Here is a 14,562-nt window from a genome sequence, read left to right as displayed (position 1 = left end):
GAGTGCGGCCAGGGCAAGCTGCTGCACTCCTACCTCAAGGTGAACACGCGCTGCAGCAACTGCGGCCTCGACCTGACCCATGCCCGCGCAGATGACGGCCCGGCCTACCTCACCATCCTGATCGTCGGCCACATCATGGCACCGCTGATGCATGTGGTCTATTTCTCATGGCGGCCGGAGCCATTGGTGATGTTCACGGTATTCTCGATTGGCTGCCTTGCCTCTTCCCTCTATCTTCTGCCGCGGATGAAGGGGATCGTCATAGCCTACCAATGGGCGCGGCGGATGCACGGCTTTGGCAAGGACACCCCGGCTGGACAAGGGCAATAACACCATGAGCGAGACTTATCTCAGCGGCGAGACCACAACCGACAAGACCGCGATCCGCAATGCGGCCACGGTGATCGCCATGCGCGGCCGGATGTCCGATGACCCGCAGGTGCTGATGGGCCAGCGCGGCGCCAAGGCTGCCTTCATGCCCAACAAATTCGTCTTCCCGGGCGGCGCGGTGGATATGGCGGATGCGGACATTCCGCTGGCCTCGCCGATTTCCCCGGTCTGCCAGGAACGGTTGGCAGACAAATCGCCCGCAGACGCGCACCACGCCCTCGCCGTCGCCGCGGTGCGCGAGCTGTGGGAGGAAACCGGCCTGATCCTGGGTGAGAAAGGCGACTGGCAGGGTGACATCCCCGAAGACTGGCAGGAGTTTGCAGCCACCGGCCATTTGCCGTCGGCCAAAGATATGCAGTTCGTGTTCCGCGCCCTGACCCCGCCGGGCCGCCCGCGCCGGTTCGATGCGCGCTTCTTTCTGGTCGATGCCGACCAGATCACCGGCGATCTCGATGATTTCTCCCGCGCCGCGGATGAGCTGTCGCACCTGCAGTGGATCCCGCTCAGCCAGGTGCGCAGTTTCGATCTGCCCTTCATCACAGAGGTGGTGCTGGCCGAAGTCACCGCCCGCGTCCGCGACGCCGAGCCGCCGCAGAGCGTGCCCTATTTCCACAACAACGACGAGGCCAGCCTGTTCCTGCGCCTCAAGGGCTACCCGATGCCCGCCGACGGGTAACGTTTCCCGGCGCGGGAAACGTCCCGGAAACACGTGTTTTCCGAGCCGGAATTATCGCATAATTCCGGCCGCCCTGCCGCAGGCGCCATGCCTCAAAGGGCCAGAACCAGCACCAGGATCGACACCACCAGCAGCCCCATGCCCGCCAATTCGCGGCCCGTGACCTTTTCCTTGAAGAACAGCACAGAGGCCAGCAGCGACAAGAGCAGCTCCACCTGCCCCACCGCCTTCACATAGGCGGCGTTTTGCAGGGTGAAGGCCCAGAACCAGCAGAACGATCCGCCCATGCTGGTCAGCCCAACCCAGACCGCAACTTTGCGCGCCTGCCAGACCCGGGCAATCTCGCCCTTTTCGCGCAGTCCCAGCCACACCAGCATGAACATCGTCTGCAGGCTGACAACAGCGGCCAGCGTCACGCCCGCGCGGAACATCGGCTCCAGTTCACCCAGCTGCAGCGATGCCCCGCGATAGCTGACTGCGGAAAAGGCAAACAGCACCCCCGACCCAAGCCCCAGCTGCGACGCCCGGTTGGTCAGATGCCGCCACCAGGGCCCTGCCGCATCCGGGGTCTTGGACAGCACCAGCACGGCGGTCAGCCCGATCAGGATCGCAACCCAGCCGCCAAGGCTGACCGGATCGCCCAGCACCGCCAGCCCGACGATGGCGGTCTGGATCACTTCGGTCTTCTTGAAGGTGATGCCGACCGCGAAATTGCGCTGCTTGAACAGGGCCACCACGCAGACGGTGGCCAGGATCTGCGCGGTGCCGCCAATGGCGGCAAACATCCAGAATTTCGCGCCCAGTTCCGGCAGGCTCCGCCCCGACACCATCAGGTAGGTGGCCAGCCCGGCTAGGATGAAGGGCGCGGAATAGACAAACCGGGCGAAGGTGGCTCCGCCCGGCGACAGCGTCACGCTGCTCAGGACCTTCTGCAGCATGAAGCGCACGGTCTGAAAGCTGGCAGCGGCTATGGAAACGGGGATCCAGGCAAACATGCCCCCGCTTATGCGCCCTTATTCCCCCTGCTGCCAGAGCGGATGCGGCACCGGGTCCTTGGCCCGCAGCAGGTAGTTGCGGAAAATCTGCAGGTAGTTGCGGTAGATATAGCCGTCATTGGCCGCCAGGAACTCCGCCCGGCGCGCCTGGTACAGCCGCGGCAGCGCATGCCAGGGCACGCCCGGATGCATGTGGTGCACGATATGCAGGTTGTTGTTCAGGAACAGCAGGGCCAGCGGCCCCCTGTCCTCGATAACCACGGTGCGGCCGCGGGCAGTCTCATGCGCGCGGTGCTCCAGGAAGGTGCGGATCTTCAGCAGGCCGAGCCCCAAATAAGCCCCGGCAACCGCCGTCCACAACGGCGCCGGCGACTGCAGCACCACCCAGATCACCACCGCCAGGCCAACGGTATGCAGCGCCCAGTCGCGGACAATGCCCGGCTCGCCACGGCGCGCCAGCCGCCAGTCGCCCGCCATGAAGCAGAGCTGCCCAAACAGCGGCCCCAGCACCACCCTGCCCAGCAGCGTGTTGTTCACCCGCAAGAGCGCCTTGCGCCAGGCAGGCAAGCGCGCCCAGACGCCCGGATCCTGGAAATTGCTCTCCGGATCGTCATAGGGGTCGGTCAGCGCCTCATCTTCGTGATGCGCCAGATGGGTGTCGCGGAACCGGCCGTAAGGAATTGCCAGGCTCAGCGGAAAGAACATCAGCGCTTCATTCAGCCAGCGGCTTCGGAACGGATGCCCGTGCAGCGCCTCATGGGTCAGCGAGGAATGCAGCGCCGCCATCACGCCCAGCGCCAGCACCGTCAGCAGCAGGCCGACCCCAGGCAGCAGCCACAGTGCCGCCAGCCAGCCGCCGTGGCAGGCAAGGATCAGCGCCAGGGTGCCCCATTCCACGCCCCGCGGCATATATTCGCTGCACCGCTCAGACATGGCTGCGCCCCCAGCTGATCTTGGCCCAGGCGCGCTCGTAGAAAAGGTAGACAGTGAACCCGATCGCCGTGTTGACCAGCGCCATCATCCCGCCTGCCTTGACCGACCCGGTGGCAACCAGCCCCACCAAGGTCATCATTGCCAGGCCGAGCAGGTTCCAGATCACCGCCTTTACAATTGAGCGCCTGCGCGTTTCCATTCTGCCTCCGGTTAAGTTCTGCTAAGTGCTTGTTTCCAAACTACCGCAGCCGCCGCCTGTGCAGAATTCCGAATGCAGTTAACAAAATCCACCATTCGTGATATTTCAAAACACATGATAGAAAATATCGACAAACGGGTGCGGGCAGAGCAGTTCCGGCAAAGATTGAACAAGGCCCTGCGCGGCAGCGGCCTCAGCCAAAGCGCCCTGGCCCGCGCCATCGGCGTTGACCGCTCCACCATCTCGCAGCTGCTGACGGATGAAGGCGCGCGGCTGCCGAACGCCCATGTGGTCGGCGCCTGCGCCGGCGCCCTCGGGGTCTCCGCCGACTGGCTCCTCAGCCTGTCGGACCGCCCCGAAAGCGCCGCCGAGCTGCTGGCCTCCAGCCTCACCCTCTCCGAGGCCCCGCGCGCGCTGGTGGATGAAAAGATCTTCGACTGGCACCAGGAGGCCGAGGGCTACAAGATCCGCCACGTTCCCGCTGCGCTCCCCGACATGCTGAAAACCCGCGCGCTGCTGGAGTGGGAATATTCACCCCACTTAGGCCGCACCGCAGGCCAGGCCATCGGCGCCTCAGAGGACCGCCTCACCTGGATGCGCCAATCGCCGTCAGATTATGAAATCGCCCTGCCGCTTTATGAGCTCGACAGCTTTGCCCATGCCGTCGGCTACTACGAGGGCTTGCCGTTGGAGATCCGGCTGGAGCAGCTTGACCAGTTCGAACGCCTCTGCGAGCAGCTCTACCCCCGCCTGCGCATCTACCTGTTTGATGCCAAGCGGCTGTATTCCTCACCGATCACCATCTTCGGCCCGCTCTTGTGCGTGTTCTACGCGGGGACCCATTACCTTGCCTTCCGCGACAAGGAGCGGATCGCCACCTTCACCAGCCATTTCGACAATCTTGTGCGCGAGGCCGACATCACCGCCCGGCAATTGCCAGGGCGGCTGCGGGCGCTCAAGGCGGCGATTTCCTGACACGCCCAGTTGGTGGGCAAATTGCCGCCCTACGCCGCAATGCCACTAAGGGCGGCGCCCGGCCCGGCGGGGTGGGAAGCGAAGCGCCCGCCCCGTTTTGCCGGAGGCAAACCTCCGGTTTGACGGGGCGGGACGGGCGCTGCCCGGCCTGTCGGCCGTGCAAACCAGTTTTCAGTTGGGTGGGCGATTCCGCCCACCATCCAGACTTCACACTTTCGGGTCCGGGTTTTCTGTATGGCCGTCGACGGCAATCACCTGCCCTGACACCAGCCGCGCCGCGTCCGACCCCAGAAACACCGCCATATTGGCAATGTCGCTGGCCTCGACAAACCGCCCCATCGAGGTGCCGGAGGCATAGCCCGCATAGACCTCATCCCGGGTCATACCCTTCGCCGCGGCCTCGCGCTCCAAGACGCCCTCCATCCGCGGGCCTTCCACCGCGCCGGGGCAGATCACATTGGCGCGGATGCCAAACGGCCCCAGCTCCATCGCCAGCGTCTTCATCAGCCCGATAACTGCCCATTTGGCGGAGCAATAAGGCGCCCGGTTCGGGTAACCGTACTGCCCGGCTGTTGAGGAGGTCACGATGATCGACCCACCCTTGGCCGCCTTCATCATGGGTGCTGCGTATTTGGCGGCCAGAAAACACCCCTCCAGATTGACGCTCACGCATTTGCGCCAGTCCTCCAGCGCAATGTCCTCGATCAGCGCCGTCGGTCCGGCGATCCCTGCATTGGCACAGAGCACATCGAGCCCGCCCCAAACGTCAGCGATCTCCGCAAACAACGCCCTGACGCCCGCCTCATCGGTGGCATCCACCGCCGTTGTCCGCCAGCCTTCCGGCACGTCCGCCAGCGCAACCGCGCTCACATCCGTGACCCAGACCTGATGGCCGGCGGCGGCAAAGCCCTCGGCCATCGCACGGCCAATTCCAGACCCGCCGGCAGTGACCAAAACCCGGCGCATCCCTTCAGCGCTCACCGCGGCGCCCCGATGGCCCGGCCCAGACCCTCAGGTGCCGCCAGCGCCGCATGGGCCTCTGCCAGCTTGACCAGATTGGCCTCGATATGCGGCGCAGGCGGCGCCGAACGGCGGGTCTTCAGGTCCACATGCAGCAGCATGTGCTCCCCTGTCGCCAGCAGCCGCTCGCCCGAATACATCTCATGCCAAAGGTGCATCTTCTTGCCCGCGCCCATGATCACCCGGGTGCGCACCTGGATCGGATCGCCCGCGTGCACCTCGTCGATATGGCGGATATGGGTCTCGGCAGTGAAGTAGCTGCCGCCGTTGGCGATATAGTCCGCATCGCAGCCGATGATCATCATCAGCCGGTCGGTGGACTGCGCAAAGGCATCCAGATAGCGGCTCTCGGTCATATGGCCGTTGTAGTCGGTCCAGTCCAGCGGCACCACGCGGCTCTGGGTCAGCACCGGCTGGCTCAGGTCCTCCAAGTCCTCGATCGCACGCACCAGCCCGGCCTCGCCCTCGCGGTTCAAGTCATGGGCGTTCTGCAGCGCACCCGCGCCCCAGTTGTTGTTGCCCAGCGCCCGCATCATGCCGACCAGGTTGTCGTCCCGGTGCCGTTCCAGCTCACGGATCGAGTACTGGCCGGACTGTTCATCCGACTGGCCCGCGATCAGGTCCACCAGTTCATCGGTGAATTCCGGCACATCCATCAGCTTGGTCCAGGGCCAGCTGAGGCAGGGGCCGAATTGCGCCATGAAGTGCTTCATGCCCGCTTCACCACCGGCCACGCGGTAGGTCTCGAACAGGCCCATCTGCGCCCAGCGGATACCAAAGCCGTAGCGGATCGCGTTGTCGATTTCCTCAGTGGTGGCGATGCCGTCCTTGACCAGCCACAGTGCCTCGCGCCAGACCGCTTCCAGGAAACGGTCGGCCACATGGGCGTCGATTTCCTTCTTCAGGTGCAGGGGATACATGCCGATGGCGGTGATGATCTCCTTGGCGCGGTCGATCACACCGGCCGGGTTGGCCTCCGTCGTGACCAGCTCCGCCAGCGGCAGCAGGTAGACCGGATTGAACGGATGCGCGACCACGATCTGGCCGGGGTTCTCGCGCCCGTCCTGCAGCTGCGAGGGCTTGAAACCAGAGGTGGAGGAGCCGATCACCGCATCCGGCGCGCAATGCGCCTGCAGCTCTGCGTAGACCTTCTGCTTCAGATCCAGCCGCTCCGGCACGCTCTCCTGCACCCACTCGGCACCCTCAACGGCCTCCGCGATAGTTGCATGGAAGGTCAGGCTGCCCTCCGCAGGCAGTGCCACATTGCCAAGGCCGGGCAAGCTGCGGCGGGCATTGCCCAGCACTTCGCCGATCTTGCGCTCTGCTTCCGGGTCCGGGTCGAACACCCGCACGTTCCAGCCGTTCAAAAGGAACCGCGCGGCCCAGCCGCCGCCAATTACCCCGCCGCCGATGATTGCTGCTGTTTTCATCGTTTCTTTCTCCAAAAGTCATTGGCTCGTGAACTGCACGAGCACATAGCGCCGGCTAGGCGCACACGACGTCCCCGCCCGCGAGCAAGCGGACAGCTTTGATTTTCATTGTTTGAAAACGCGCTGCACGCGTGCACAGCGCTCCGCTTCAGATCAGGAACGGCAGGACGCTGAACACCGGGAAACCGCAAAGGAAGGCAGCACCAGCAATCCGGCCTGGGGACAGGAACTTCCGCAGAACGAGAGCAAGAATTGACCCCAGACCAATGACCGCGGCACCGACCCAAGCCGCCCATACCAACCCTGCGACGGGCGGCAGGATAGTGTTTTCCAAAAGCTCTTCGGATATCCCCATCGCGATACCAAAACCGGCCAGGAACAGCATCGCCGCTGCCAGAAACCCTTTCCACCAGGCAGCCTCTGATTGCAGGAACGCTGCAAGCGAAAAAATCGAAGCGGCGCAGATTGAAAAGAGCATCAGGAATATCATTCACTCAAGTAATCCTCTTCCCGCTCGGGCTTCAACCTTGAATTGCCACCCCCCGGTGCACAGGGGGTGTACAGGGGGTGCACGCAGGGCACCCCCCTGAAAACCCGCTTACTTCGCCGCCGGCGCGCGCTTGGTCAGACCCAGTTTCTCACGCACTTCCTGCGGCCCGATCACCCGCGCGCCCATGTTCGACACGATGGTATTGGCCCGCTCGACCAGCTGCCAGTTTTCGGCCAGCACCCCCTTGTCGAGCCACAGGTTGTCCTCCAGCCCGACCCGCACATTGCCGCCCGCAAGCACCGACTGCGCCGCATAGGCCATCTGGTTGCGCCCCAGCGAGAAGGCCGAGAAAGTCCAGTCGTCCGGCACGTTATTGACCATCGCCATAAAGGTGTTGAGGTCATCCGGCGCGCCCCACGGCACCCCCATGCACAGCTGCACCAATGCGTTCGGCTCCAGAATTCCCTCTTTTACCAGTTGCTTGGCAAACCACAGGTGGCCGGTATCAAACGCCTCAATCTCCGGCTTCACGCCCAGATCGGTCATCATCTGTCCCATTGCCCGCAGCATGCCCGGCGTGTTGGTCATGACGTAGTCGGCCTCGGCAAAATTCATGGTGCCGCAGTCGAGGGTGCAGATTTCCGGCAGGCACTCCGCCACATGGGCAACGCGCTCCGTCGCCCCCACCATGTCGGTGCCCGCTTCTTTCAGCGGCAGCGGGTTCTCGGTGTCGCCAAACACCATGTCACCGCCCATGCCCGCGGTCAGGTTCAGCACCACGTCCACCTCGGCATCGCGGATCCTGTCCGTCACTTCGCGGTAAAGATCCAGCCGGCGGCTCGGCGCCCCGGTCTCCGGATCACGCACATGGCAATGCACTACAGCAGCGCCGGCCTTGGCCGCGGCGATGGCGCTGTCGGCAATTTGCTTGGGCGATCGCGGCACATGCGGGCTGCGGTCCTGGGTGCCGCCGGAGCCGGTCACGGCACAGGTGATGAAGACGTCCCGGTTCATTTCCAGAGGCATTTTTCTTTTCCCTTCGATGTACAGGGTTTTGCCACGGGTTATCCCCAGGCTCCTCCCCAGATTCCGATTTGCGTTGCAGACGACTCTGCCGCAGCCTTTTGCGGCACAGTTTACACCAGGCGAATCGAAGTTGATGAAATCCGCAAAAAACATCCTGCAGCCCGAGAACCGGCCGCTCAAGACAGCGGTACTGGTTCTGGATGAATGCAACACGCTGTCCTTTGCCGCTGCGGTGGACCCGATGCGCGCCGCCAACCGGCTGGCCGGGCGGGCCGCCTTTGACTGGGATTACGTCAGCGCCACGCCTGAGCCTCCGATGCTGACCAGCGGCCTCACCGTGCCCAGCTTCCCGCTGGCCCGGCTGCAGGGCTGCGAGCTGCTGATCATTGTCGCGGGCTTCCAGCTGGCGCGCCATGCCACCCCCAGCCTGCTGGCCGGCCTGCGCCGCATCGCCGCCACCGGCGCCACGATTGCAGGCATCGACGGCGGCCCCTGGCTGATGGCTGAGGCCGGGCTGCTGGACGGCCACCCCGCCACCACCCACTGGGAAGATCTGGAAAACTTCTCCGCCCGCTTCCCCGACGTGGACGCCCGCAACGACCGCTTCACCGTGTCTGAGGCCCGTATGACCTCCGGCGGCGCCACACCCGCGATCGAGATGATGCTGCACATCATCAGCGCCCGCCACGGCGCAGGCTTTGCCTCCCGCGTGGCCGGGCTGTTCCTGTTCGACGGCCCCGCCGCGCTGCCGCGGCCGCAAAGCCGCCTGGGCAACCGCGGCCACAGCGCCCTGACCGCCAAGGCCAATGCGCTGATGGAGGCCTCGCTGGATGAGCCGCTGCCGCTGGCGCAGATCGCCGAGACGCTGGGCACCAGCCCGCGCAGCCTGCAGCAGCAGTTCCGGCTCAAGCTCAACACCACGCCGCAGGACCACTACCTGCAGCTGCGCCTGGCCGAGGCCCGCCGCCTGGTGACCGACACCGCGATGCCGCTGATGGAGGTGGCAATGGCCACCGGATTCACCTCGCAGTCGAGCTTCGCCCGCGCCTTCCGCACCGCGCACGGCACCTCTGCCCGTGACCTTCGCCAGGAACAGGCCCGCCCGACGGCGCATTGACCGGCGCCCCGGTCCCGCGGGTCAAGGGCCGCGCAGCGGCGGTGCGCAGCACCGTTCACCCTTGACGCGCAATCCTTGAACACACTTGCAAACGCGCTTCAGGGGCAGACCTGCCCCTGAACGCTTCTCAGCAAAACCTTCCGCGCTGCGCAGCAGCGCCCGGCCCAACTGGCCCAGGGCATGTCAATGCCCGCAGGCCGGGCGGGAGCCTCCCCTTTTTAGTAGGGCATCGGGTGTGCCCGGTGGGCTGCGTTGATTTCGTCCAGCACCTGCTGGCTCAGCTCTAGCTCCACCGATTGCAGAAGATGCTTCAGCTGCGCCAGACGGGTGGCGCCAAAGATCGCCGAGGCCATGAAAGGCCGCGTCCGGCACCAGGCCAGCGCCATATGCACCGGGTCCAGCCTGTGCCGCCCCGCAATCTCCAGATAGGCCGCCACCGCATCATAGACCCTTGGGCTATGCCGCCCGCCCAGTTCCGGGTTGATGGCTTTGCGCGAGCCTTCCGGCACCGCCCCGTCCTGGTATTTCCCGGTCAGCAATCCGGTGCCCAGCGGCGAAAATGCCATCAGGCCGACGTCCTCGTTGACGCTCAGCTCAGCCAGGTCGGTGTCGTACATCCGGCAGACCAGCGAGTATTCATTCTGGATTGAGGCCACCCGCGGCCAGCCTCTTTCCTCAGAAATCCGCAGCCATTGCGCGGTGCCCCAGGCGCTTTCATTGGACAGGCCGAAGGCGCGGATGGTGCCGCGGTCGACCTCTCGCTGCAGCGCCTCCAGGCAGTCCTCCATATTGGCCAGCGTCTCCCCTCGGTTCTGGCCGGAGGGGTCATAGGTCCAGTTCTGCCGGAACATGTAGCTGCCCCGGTTCGGCCAGTGAAACTGGTAGAGGTCGATGTAGTCCGTCTTCAGCCGCTTCAGTGAAGCCTCGATGGTCGGCGCGATGGTCTTGGAGGAAATCGGCGCCCCGTCGCGCACATGTTTCATCCCCTCGCCGGAATGTTTGGTCGCCAGGATGTAGTCGCCCCGGCGTCCGGTCTTTTCGTTCCAGTTGCCGATGATACGCTCGCTGTTGCCCAGGGTCTCTGCACTGACCGGGTTCACCGGGTACATCTCGGCGGTGTCGACAAAGTTCACGCCATTGGCCAGAGCCATTTCAATCTGCGCATGGGCCTCGTCCTCCGGCGTCTGGGTGCCGAATGTCATCGTTCCCAGGCACAACTCCGACACCTTCATGCCGGTGCGGCCCAACGGGTTCATCTTCATCTCGTTTCCCCTCTTCCGGATCTGCCCGCGACCCTAACCGGCAGGGCGGCAAGTGCAAGCCCGCCCGCCCATGGACCAGCGTTAACCATCCCGAAACAACCAGAAAGAGATTCCCTTAAAATGTGATACACTCAAATTTGCCGCAAATTGAAAAACATGGAGTGGCCGATGACGATTACAGTGTTTGAGTACAAAAATGGCCCCTCCAATGAAGCTGCCGCGCTTGCGCCGCGGTTGCCAGCTGCAGAGGCGCGGCAGCTCCATGCCCGCGGCGAAGCTGTCTTTGTTGACCTGCGGATGGTTCAGGAGATGAAAAGAACGGGGATCATCCCCGGCGCCTTTCCCTGCCCCCATGGGCTGATGGATCTGTGGATCGACCCTGACAGCCCAATCAGCGGCCCTGCTCCTGCCAGTAACAAGGTTTTTGTTTTCTGCTGCAGCAGCGGCCAGCACGCCTCCGAGGCTGCCGAAAGCGCGCGGCACATGGGCCTGCGGCAGGTTTTCTTTCTTGATGGCGGGATGGATGCCTGGCTCGCTGGCGGCGGCAGCGTGGCCGCGTTTGATCTGCAGCGGGTTCACTAGGGTCAGGACCCTATGCCCCCCCGGCCGCTTGCACCCTGGCGCAAATCGCGGCAGCCTGACTCCCGTATCACTCCGGGAGAGCACAGAATGCCGCAACAGATCACCAAGGGCGTCAAGGCGCTGATGGCGGAGGCAAACAGCCTCGTGGAAACCATGAGCGTCGAGGAGGCCAAGCAGAAGGTGCTGGATGAAGATTTCGTCTTCATCGACTTGCGCGACATCCGCGAACTGCAGCGCAGCGGCATGATCCCCGGCGCGTTCTCCTGCCCGCGCGGGATGCTGGAATTCTGGATCGACCCGGACAGCCCCTATCACAAGCCGGTGTTCAACCAGGACAAGACCTATGTGTTTTACTGCGCCAGCGCCTGGCGCTCTGCCCTCAGCGCCAGGGCAGCGATGGAGATGGGGCTGAAACCGGTGGTGCATCTGGAGGGCGGCTTTACCGAATGGGCCAAACAGGGCGGCCCGGTGGTCCCGCGCGAGGGTTGAGCCCCGCAGCGCAGAACGGAGGCAAAGGGCCGCGACGGCCGCTTTGCCCGATTGAGAACAAATAGCGAACATGCTAGTTTGGCGGCATGCCGACTCACTTGCTTTCCCGCCGCAGCCAAAAGCCCCGCCCGGCGCTGCCCCTGACAGAGGGGGTGGCGCTGGAACGGGCCCGCGTGCATGAGGCCTGCGGCCCCGCCCGCCACAGTTTCGCGCTGTGGCTGGCGGGTGCGGCCCAGGGACCCGTGCTGTGGCTGTCCCAGCCCCAGGCCGGCAGGCCGCTGAACCCGGACGGGATAGCGGATTATGCCAGTCCGGCCCGGTTCCTGTTCGTGCAAACCGCCCGGGCAGAGGATCTGCTCTGGGCGATGGAGGAAGCCCTGCGCGGCGGCGGCGCGGCGCTGGTGGTGGCAGAGCTGGCAGAGCCCCCTGCCATGACCCCGGTGCGTCGGCTGCATCTGGCGGCGGAGGCTGGCGGCAGCTTCGGGCCGCCGCCGCTGGGCCTGCTGCTGACCCCGGGCCATGGCGGCGCCCAAGGCATCGAAAGCCGCTGGCACTTGGCCCATGCGCCCTGCCCCTCCAGCAGCCTGCCCGGCAGCAGCCCGGCGGGCAGCCGCCTGTGCTGGACCTTGCAGCGCCTGCGCGCCCGCACCCTGCCGCCCCGCAGCTGGCAGATCACCCGGGCCTGCGCGGGCGGTTCTCTGCTGGCCGCCCCGCTGCCGGCCGGCACGGACCGCCAGCAGACCGCACGCCCTGCGGTTTCCCGGGCTCTCCCGCTGCCGCAGCCGCCGCTGGCTGCGCCAGCGCTGCCCTAGCGGCATTGGGCCCAACAGGCAGAGGCTTTGCCAGAAGCCGCAGCCTGGCGGGAGCGCTCCCCTTTTGCCGCGTTTCACGGCGGCACGCGCGAAAGTGAGCAGCCCTCCCCGGCAGATCCGGCTACACTCTGCCTGCACCAAGCTCCGGCAAAGGAAACCAAACTTGGACATAAACGGACTGCAGCGGCGTAAAATGCTCGCCGGCATCAGCGCTGTGATGCTGGCGCCGCAAGGGCTGCATGCAGCGCCCCTGGCATACCAGCTGGTGCCAGAGGCCACCGATGTGCGGTTCACCTTCCTGCTCAGCGGCCAGCCGCAGCACGGGCGCATTCCGGTCTCCAAGGCCCGCATCCGCATCGACCCGCAGAGCCTGGCCCGCAGCCAGGCCGATATCACGCTCGACGCCCGCCGCGCCCGCACCGGGCTGGTCTTTGCCACCGAAGCGCTGAAAAGCCCTGGTGTCCTCAACACTGCCCGTCACCCGCAAATCCGCTTCCGCTCCACCCGTGTCCGGCTCGGGCCGGACGGGCGGATCTCGGGCGGTGCCGCGATCGAGGGAGAGCTTACCCTGCGCGGAGCCACCCGCCCGCTGACCCTGCAGGCTGCGCTCTACCGCCGCCCCGGCAGCGCCCCGGATGACCTCAGCGAACTGGACGTGCAGTTGTCCGGCCAGCTCAGCCGCGCCGCCTTCGGCGCCACCGGTTACGCGGATCTGGTTGCCGACCGCGTCCGCCTCACCATCAAGGCCCGCATCCGCCGCGCGGACTAATACCGCCGCCCCGGTGCCGAAAAACACCGCCGCGCAAAAATACGACATGGCTTTGGCGGAAAACGGCTGGCAATGCTGCACCAGCCTGTCATGGTCAGGCCGTTATGCGCCTGATCGTCTCCCTTGCCGCCCTCTTCCTTTCCGTCATCATGCTGCAGCTGTCCACGGGGGGCGTCGGCCCGCTCGATGCGATCTCCGGCCTGACGCTGAACTTCAGTAAAGAACAGATCGGCCTCCTCGGCTCGGGGCATTTCTTCGGCTTCTTCATCGGCTGCTGGTGGGCGCCGCGGCTGATGGGCAATGTCGGCCATTCCCGCGCCTTTGCCGCCTTCACCGCGCTTGGCGCCATCGGGCTGCTGGGCCACACGCTGACCGAAAACCCCTATGCTTGGGCGGCGATGCGGATCGCCTCCGGTCTTTGCGTCGCGGGCTGCTACACGGTGATCGAGGCCTGGCTCAACGCCAAGGTCACCAATGAGACCCGCGGCCGGGCCATGGGCACCTACAGGTTGGCCGACATGGGCGCCTCGCTGACCGCGCAGCTGATCATCGCGGTGCTGCCGCCTGCGGCCTATGTCTCCTATAACCTGCTGGCTATCCTGTGCTGTGCGGCGCTGTTGCCGCTGACCCTGACCAAGGCCAGCCAGCCGGAAACCCCCGACGCCCCGCGCCTGCGCCCCAAGCTGGCCTGGCGCTGCTCGCCGCTGGCGGTGGCGGGTGTGATCGTCTCGGCGCTCAGCTCCGCCTCCTTCCGGATGGTCGGCCCGGTCTACGGCCAGGAGGTCGGGCTAGCAGTCGGCCAGATCGCCTTCTTCCTGGCGGCCTTCGTACTGGGCGGCGCGCTGGCGCAATACCCGCTGGGCTGGCTGGCCGATAAATACGACCGCCGCTGGGTGCTGATCTGGCTGTCGGCCGCCGCCATCGTCAGCAGCTCTGTCACCATCGCCGTCAGCGGCACCGGCACCCTGGGCGTGATGCTGGCGGCCGGTTTCTTCGGCTTCACCACCTTCCCGATCTTCTCTGTCTCTGCCGCCCACGCCAACGACTTTGCCACCTCTGCCGAACGGGTCGAGCTGTCAGCGGCGCTGATGTTCTGGTACGCGCTTGGCGCCATCGCCTCGCCCTATGTCTCCTCGGCACTGATCGACAGTTTCGGGCCGACGGCGCTGTTTGCCTATGTTGCCTGCGGCCATCTGCTGCTGATCGTCTTCGGCCTCAACCGGATGCGCGCCCGCCCGGTGCCGGAGGAGCGTACCAGCTATGTCTATTCACCGCGCACCTCCTTCACCATCGGGCGTCTGCTGAAACGCTCGCGCGAGGGGCGGAAATAAAGGTCAGCATTGATGTCCGAATGTTTCGCGCGCGAAACATTCGGGCAGCATCTATGACCCTTTAAG

The 14,562-nt window shown here is 65.3% G+C and carries 17 protein-coding genes; 9 read left to right on the top strand and 8 right to left on the bottom strand.

All coding sequences use genetic code 11. The features are described 5' to 3' along the window. Window positions 1-330 (top strand): DUF983 domain-containing protein (locus A9D60_RS24010; protein ID WP_065269914.1); only part of this gene is annotated, 330 nt, incomplete at its 5' end. A 4-nt stretch (window positions 331-334) separates the two neighbouring features. Next, a complete protein-coding gene (locus A9D60_RS24005) occupies window positions 335-1,066 on the top strand; it encodes an NUDIX hydrolase (protein ID WP_065269913.1) in 732 nt (243 codons plus the stop codon). Window positions 1,067-1,158: 92 nt separating this feature from the next. On the opposite strand, the gene A9D60_RS24000 is transcribed toward A9D60_RS24005, so the two are convergent. The 3 genes from A9D60_RS24000 to A9D60_RS23990 are packed head-to-tail and all read right to left on the bottom strand — an operon-like array spanning window position 1,159 to window position 3,193. Further along, window positions 1,159-2,061, bottom strand: coding sequence for an EamA family transporter (locus tag A9D60_RS24000; RefSeq protein ID WP_065269912.1), 903 nt, complete (start codon window positions 2,059-2,061; stop codon window positions 1,159-1,161). Window positions 2,062-2,079: 18 nt separating this feature from the next. After that, complete coding sequence (locus A9D60_RS23995) at window positions 2,080-2,994, bottom strand: fatty acid desaturase (RefSeq protein ID WP_065269911.1); 915 nt, start codon at window positions 2,992-2,994, stop codon at window positions 2,080-2,082. Beyond that, window positions 2,987-3,193: a DUF2061 domain-containing protein gene (locus A9D60_RS23990; RefSeq protein ID WP_065269910.1), complete on the bottom strand. Its 207-nt coding sequence runs from the start codon at window positions 3,191-3,193 to the stop codon at window positions 2,987-2,989. The genes A9D60_RS23995 and A9D60_RS23990 overlap by 8 nt, the downstream gene beginning before the upstream one ends. A gap of 114 nt (window positions 3,194-3,307) precedes the next feature. Between A9D60_RS23990 and A9D60_RS23985 the strand changes: the two genes are divergently transcribed. After that, complete coding sequence (locus tag A9D60_RS23985; RefSeq protein WP_065269909.1) at window positions 3,308-4,168, top strand: helix-turn-helix domain-containing protein; 861 nt, start codon at window positions 3,308-3,310, stop codon at window positions 4,166-4,168. 207 nt (window positions 4,169-4,375) lie between these two features. Here the strand turns inward: A9D60_RS23985 and A9D60_RS23980 are convergent, their stop codons facing one another. The 4 genes from A9D60_RS23980 to A9D60_RS23965 all read right to left on the bottom strand — a co-directional run bounded on the left by A9D60_RS23980 (window position 4,376) and on the right by A9D60_RS23965 (window position 8,134). Further along, window positions 4,376-5,134, bottom strand: coding sequence for an SDR family oxidoreductase (locus A9D60_RS23980; RefSeq protein WP_175393030.1), 759 nt, complete (start codon window positions 5,132-5,134; stop codon window positions 4,376-4,378). A gap of 11 nt (window positions 5,135-5,145) precedes the next feature. Beyond that, the gene (locus A9D60_RS23975) at window positions 5,146-6,618 is read right to left on the bottom strand and encodes a carnitine 3-dehydrogenase (protein WP_065269907.1); all 1,473 of its coding nucleotides are present in this window, start codon (window positions 6,616-6,618) and stop codon (window positions 5,146-5,148) included. 148 nt (window positions 6,619-6,766) lie between these two features. Continuing rightward, complete coding sequence (locus tag A9D60_RS23970; RefSeq protein WP_065269906.1) at window positions 6,767-7,108, bottom strand: hypothetical protein; 342 nt, start codon at window positions 7,106-7,108, stop codon at window positions 6,767-6,769. Window positions 7,109-7,216: 108 nt separating this feature from the next. Next, on the bottom strand, window positions 7,217-8,134 hold the full coding sequence (locus tag A9D60_RS23965) for a 3-keto-5-aminohexanoate cleavage protein (RefSeq protein ID WP_065269905.1): 918 nt from the start codon (window positions 8,132-8,134) through the stop codon (window positions 7,217-7,219). A 133-nt stretch (window positions 8,135-8,267) separates the two neighbouring features. Between A9D60_RS23965 and A9D60_RS23960 the strand changes: the two genes are divergently transcribed. Further along, a complete protein-coding gene (locus tag A9D60_RS23960) occupies window positions 8,268-9,251 on the top strand; it encodes a GlxA family transcriptional regulator (protein WP_065269904.1) in 984 nt (327 codons plus the stop codon). A gap of 218 nt (window positions 9,252-9,469) precedes the next feature. Here A9D60_RS23960 and A9D60_RS23955 read toward each other — a convergent pair whose 3' ends face one another. Further along, on the bottom strand, window positions 9,470-10,513 hold the full coding sequence (locus A9D60_RS23955; protein WP_065269903.1) for an aldo/keto reductase: 1,044 nt from the start codon (window positions 10,511-10,513) through the stop codon (window positions 9,470-9,472). A gap of 156 nt (window positions 10,514-10,669) precedes the next feature. Between A9D60_RS23955 and A9D60_RS27440 the strand changes: the two genes are divergently transcribed. The 5 genes from A9D60_RS27440 to A9D60_RS23930 all read left to right on the top strand — a co-directional run bounded on the left by A9D60_RS27440 (window position 10,670) and on the right by A9D60_RS23930 (window position 14,496). Next, a complete protein-coding gene (locus A9D60_RS27440; protein WP_083194350.1) occupies window positions 10,670-11,095 on the top strand; it encodes a rhodanese-like domain-containing protein in 426 nt (141 codons plus the stop codon). 87 nt (window positions 11,096-11,182) lie between these two features. Next, a complete protein-coding gene (locus tag A9D60_RS23945; RefSeq protein ID WP_065269902.1) occupies window positions 11,183-11,584 on the top strand; it encodes a rhodanese-like domain-containing protein in 402 nt (133 codons plus the stop codon). 86 nt (window positions 11,585-11,670) lie between these two features. Further along, the gene (locus A9D60_RS23940; RefSeq protein WP_065269901.1) at window positions 11,671-12,396 is read left to right on the top strand and encodes an ImuA family protein; all 726 of its coding nucleotides are present in this window, start codon (window positions 11,671-11,673) and stop codon (window positions 12,394-12,396) included. A 193-nt stretch (window positions 12,397-12,589) separates the two neighbouring features. Beyond that, window positions 12,590-13,165, top strand: a complete 576-nt coding sequence (locus tag A9D60_RS23935; protein ID WP_065269900.1) for a YceI family protein — start codon at window positions 12,590-12,592, stop codon at window positions 13,163-13,165. A gap of 104 nt (window positions 13,166-13,269) precedes the next feature. After that, the gene (locus tag A9D60_RS23930; protein WP_065269899.1) at window positions 13,270-14,496 is read left to right on the top strand and encodes an MFS transporter; all 1,227 of its coding nucleotides are present in this window, start codon (window positions 13,270-13,272) and stop codon (window positions 14,494-14,496) included. The last annotated feature ends 66 nt before the right edge of the window (window positions 14,497-14,562 follow it).

The sequence above is a fragment of the Leisingera sp. JC1 genome (genome assembly GCF_001679925.1).
Classification (GTDB): Bacteria; Pseudomonadota; Alphaproteobacteria; order Rhodobacterales; family Rhodobacteraceae; genus Leisingera.
This window is presented reverse-complemented; position numbering and strand designations above follow the sequence as displayed.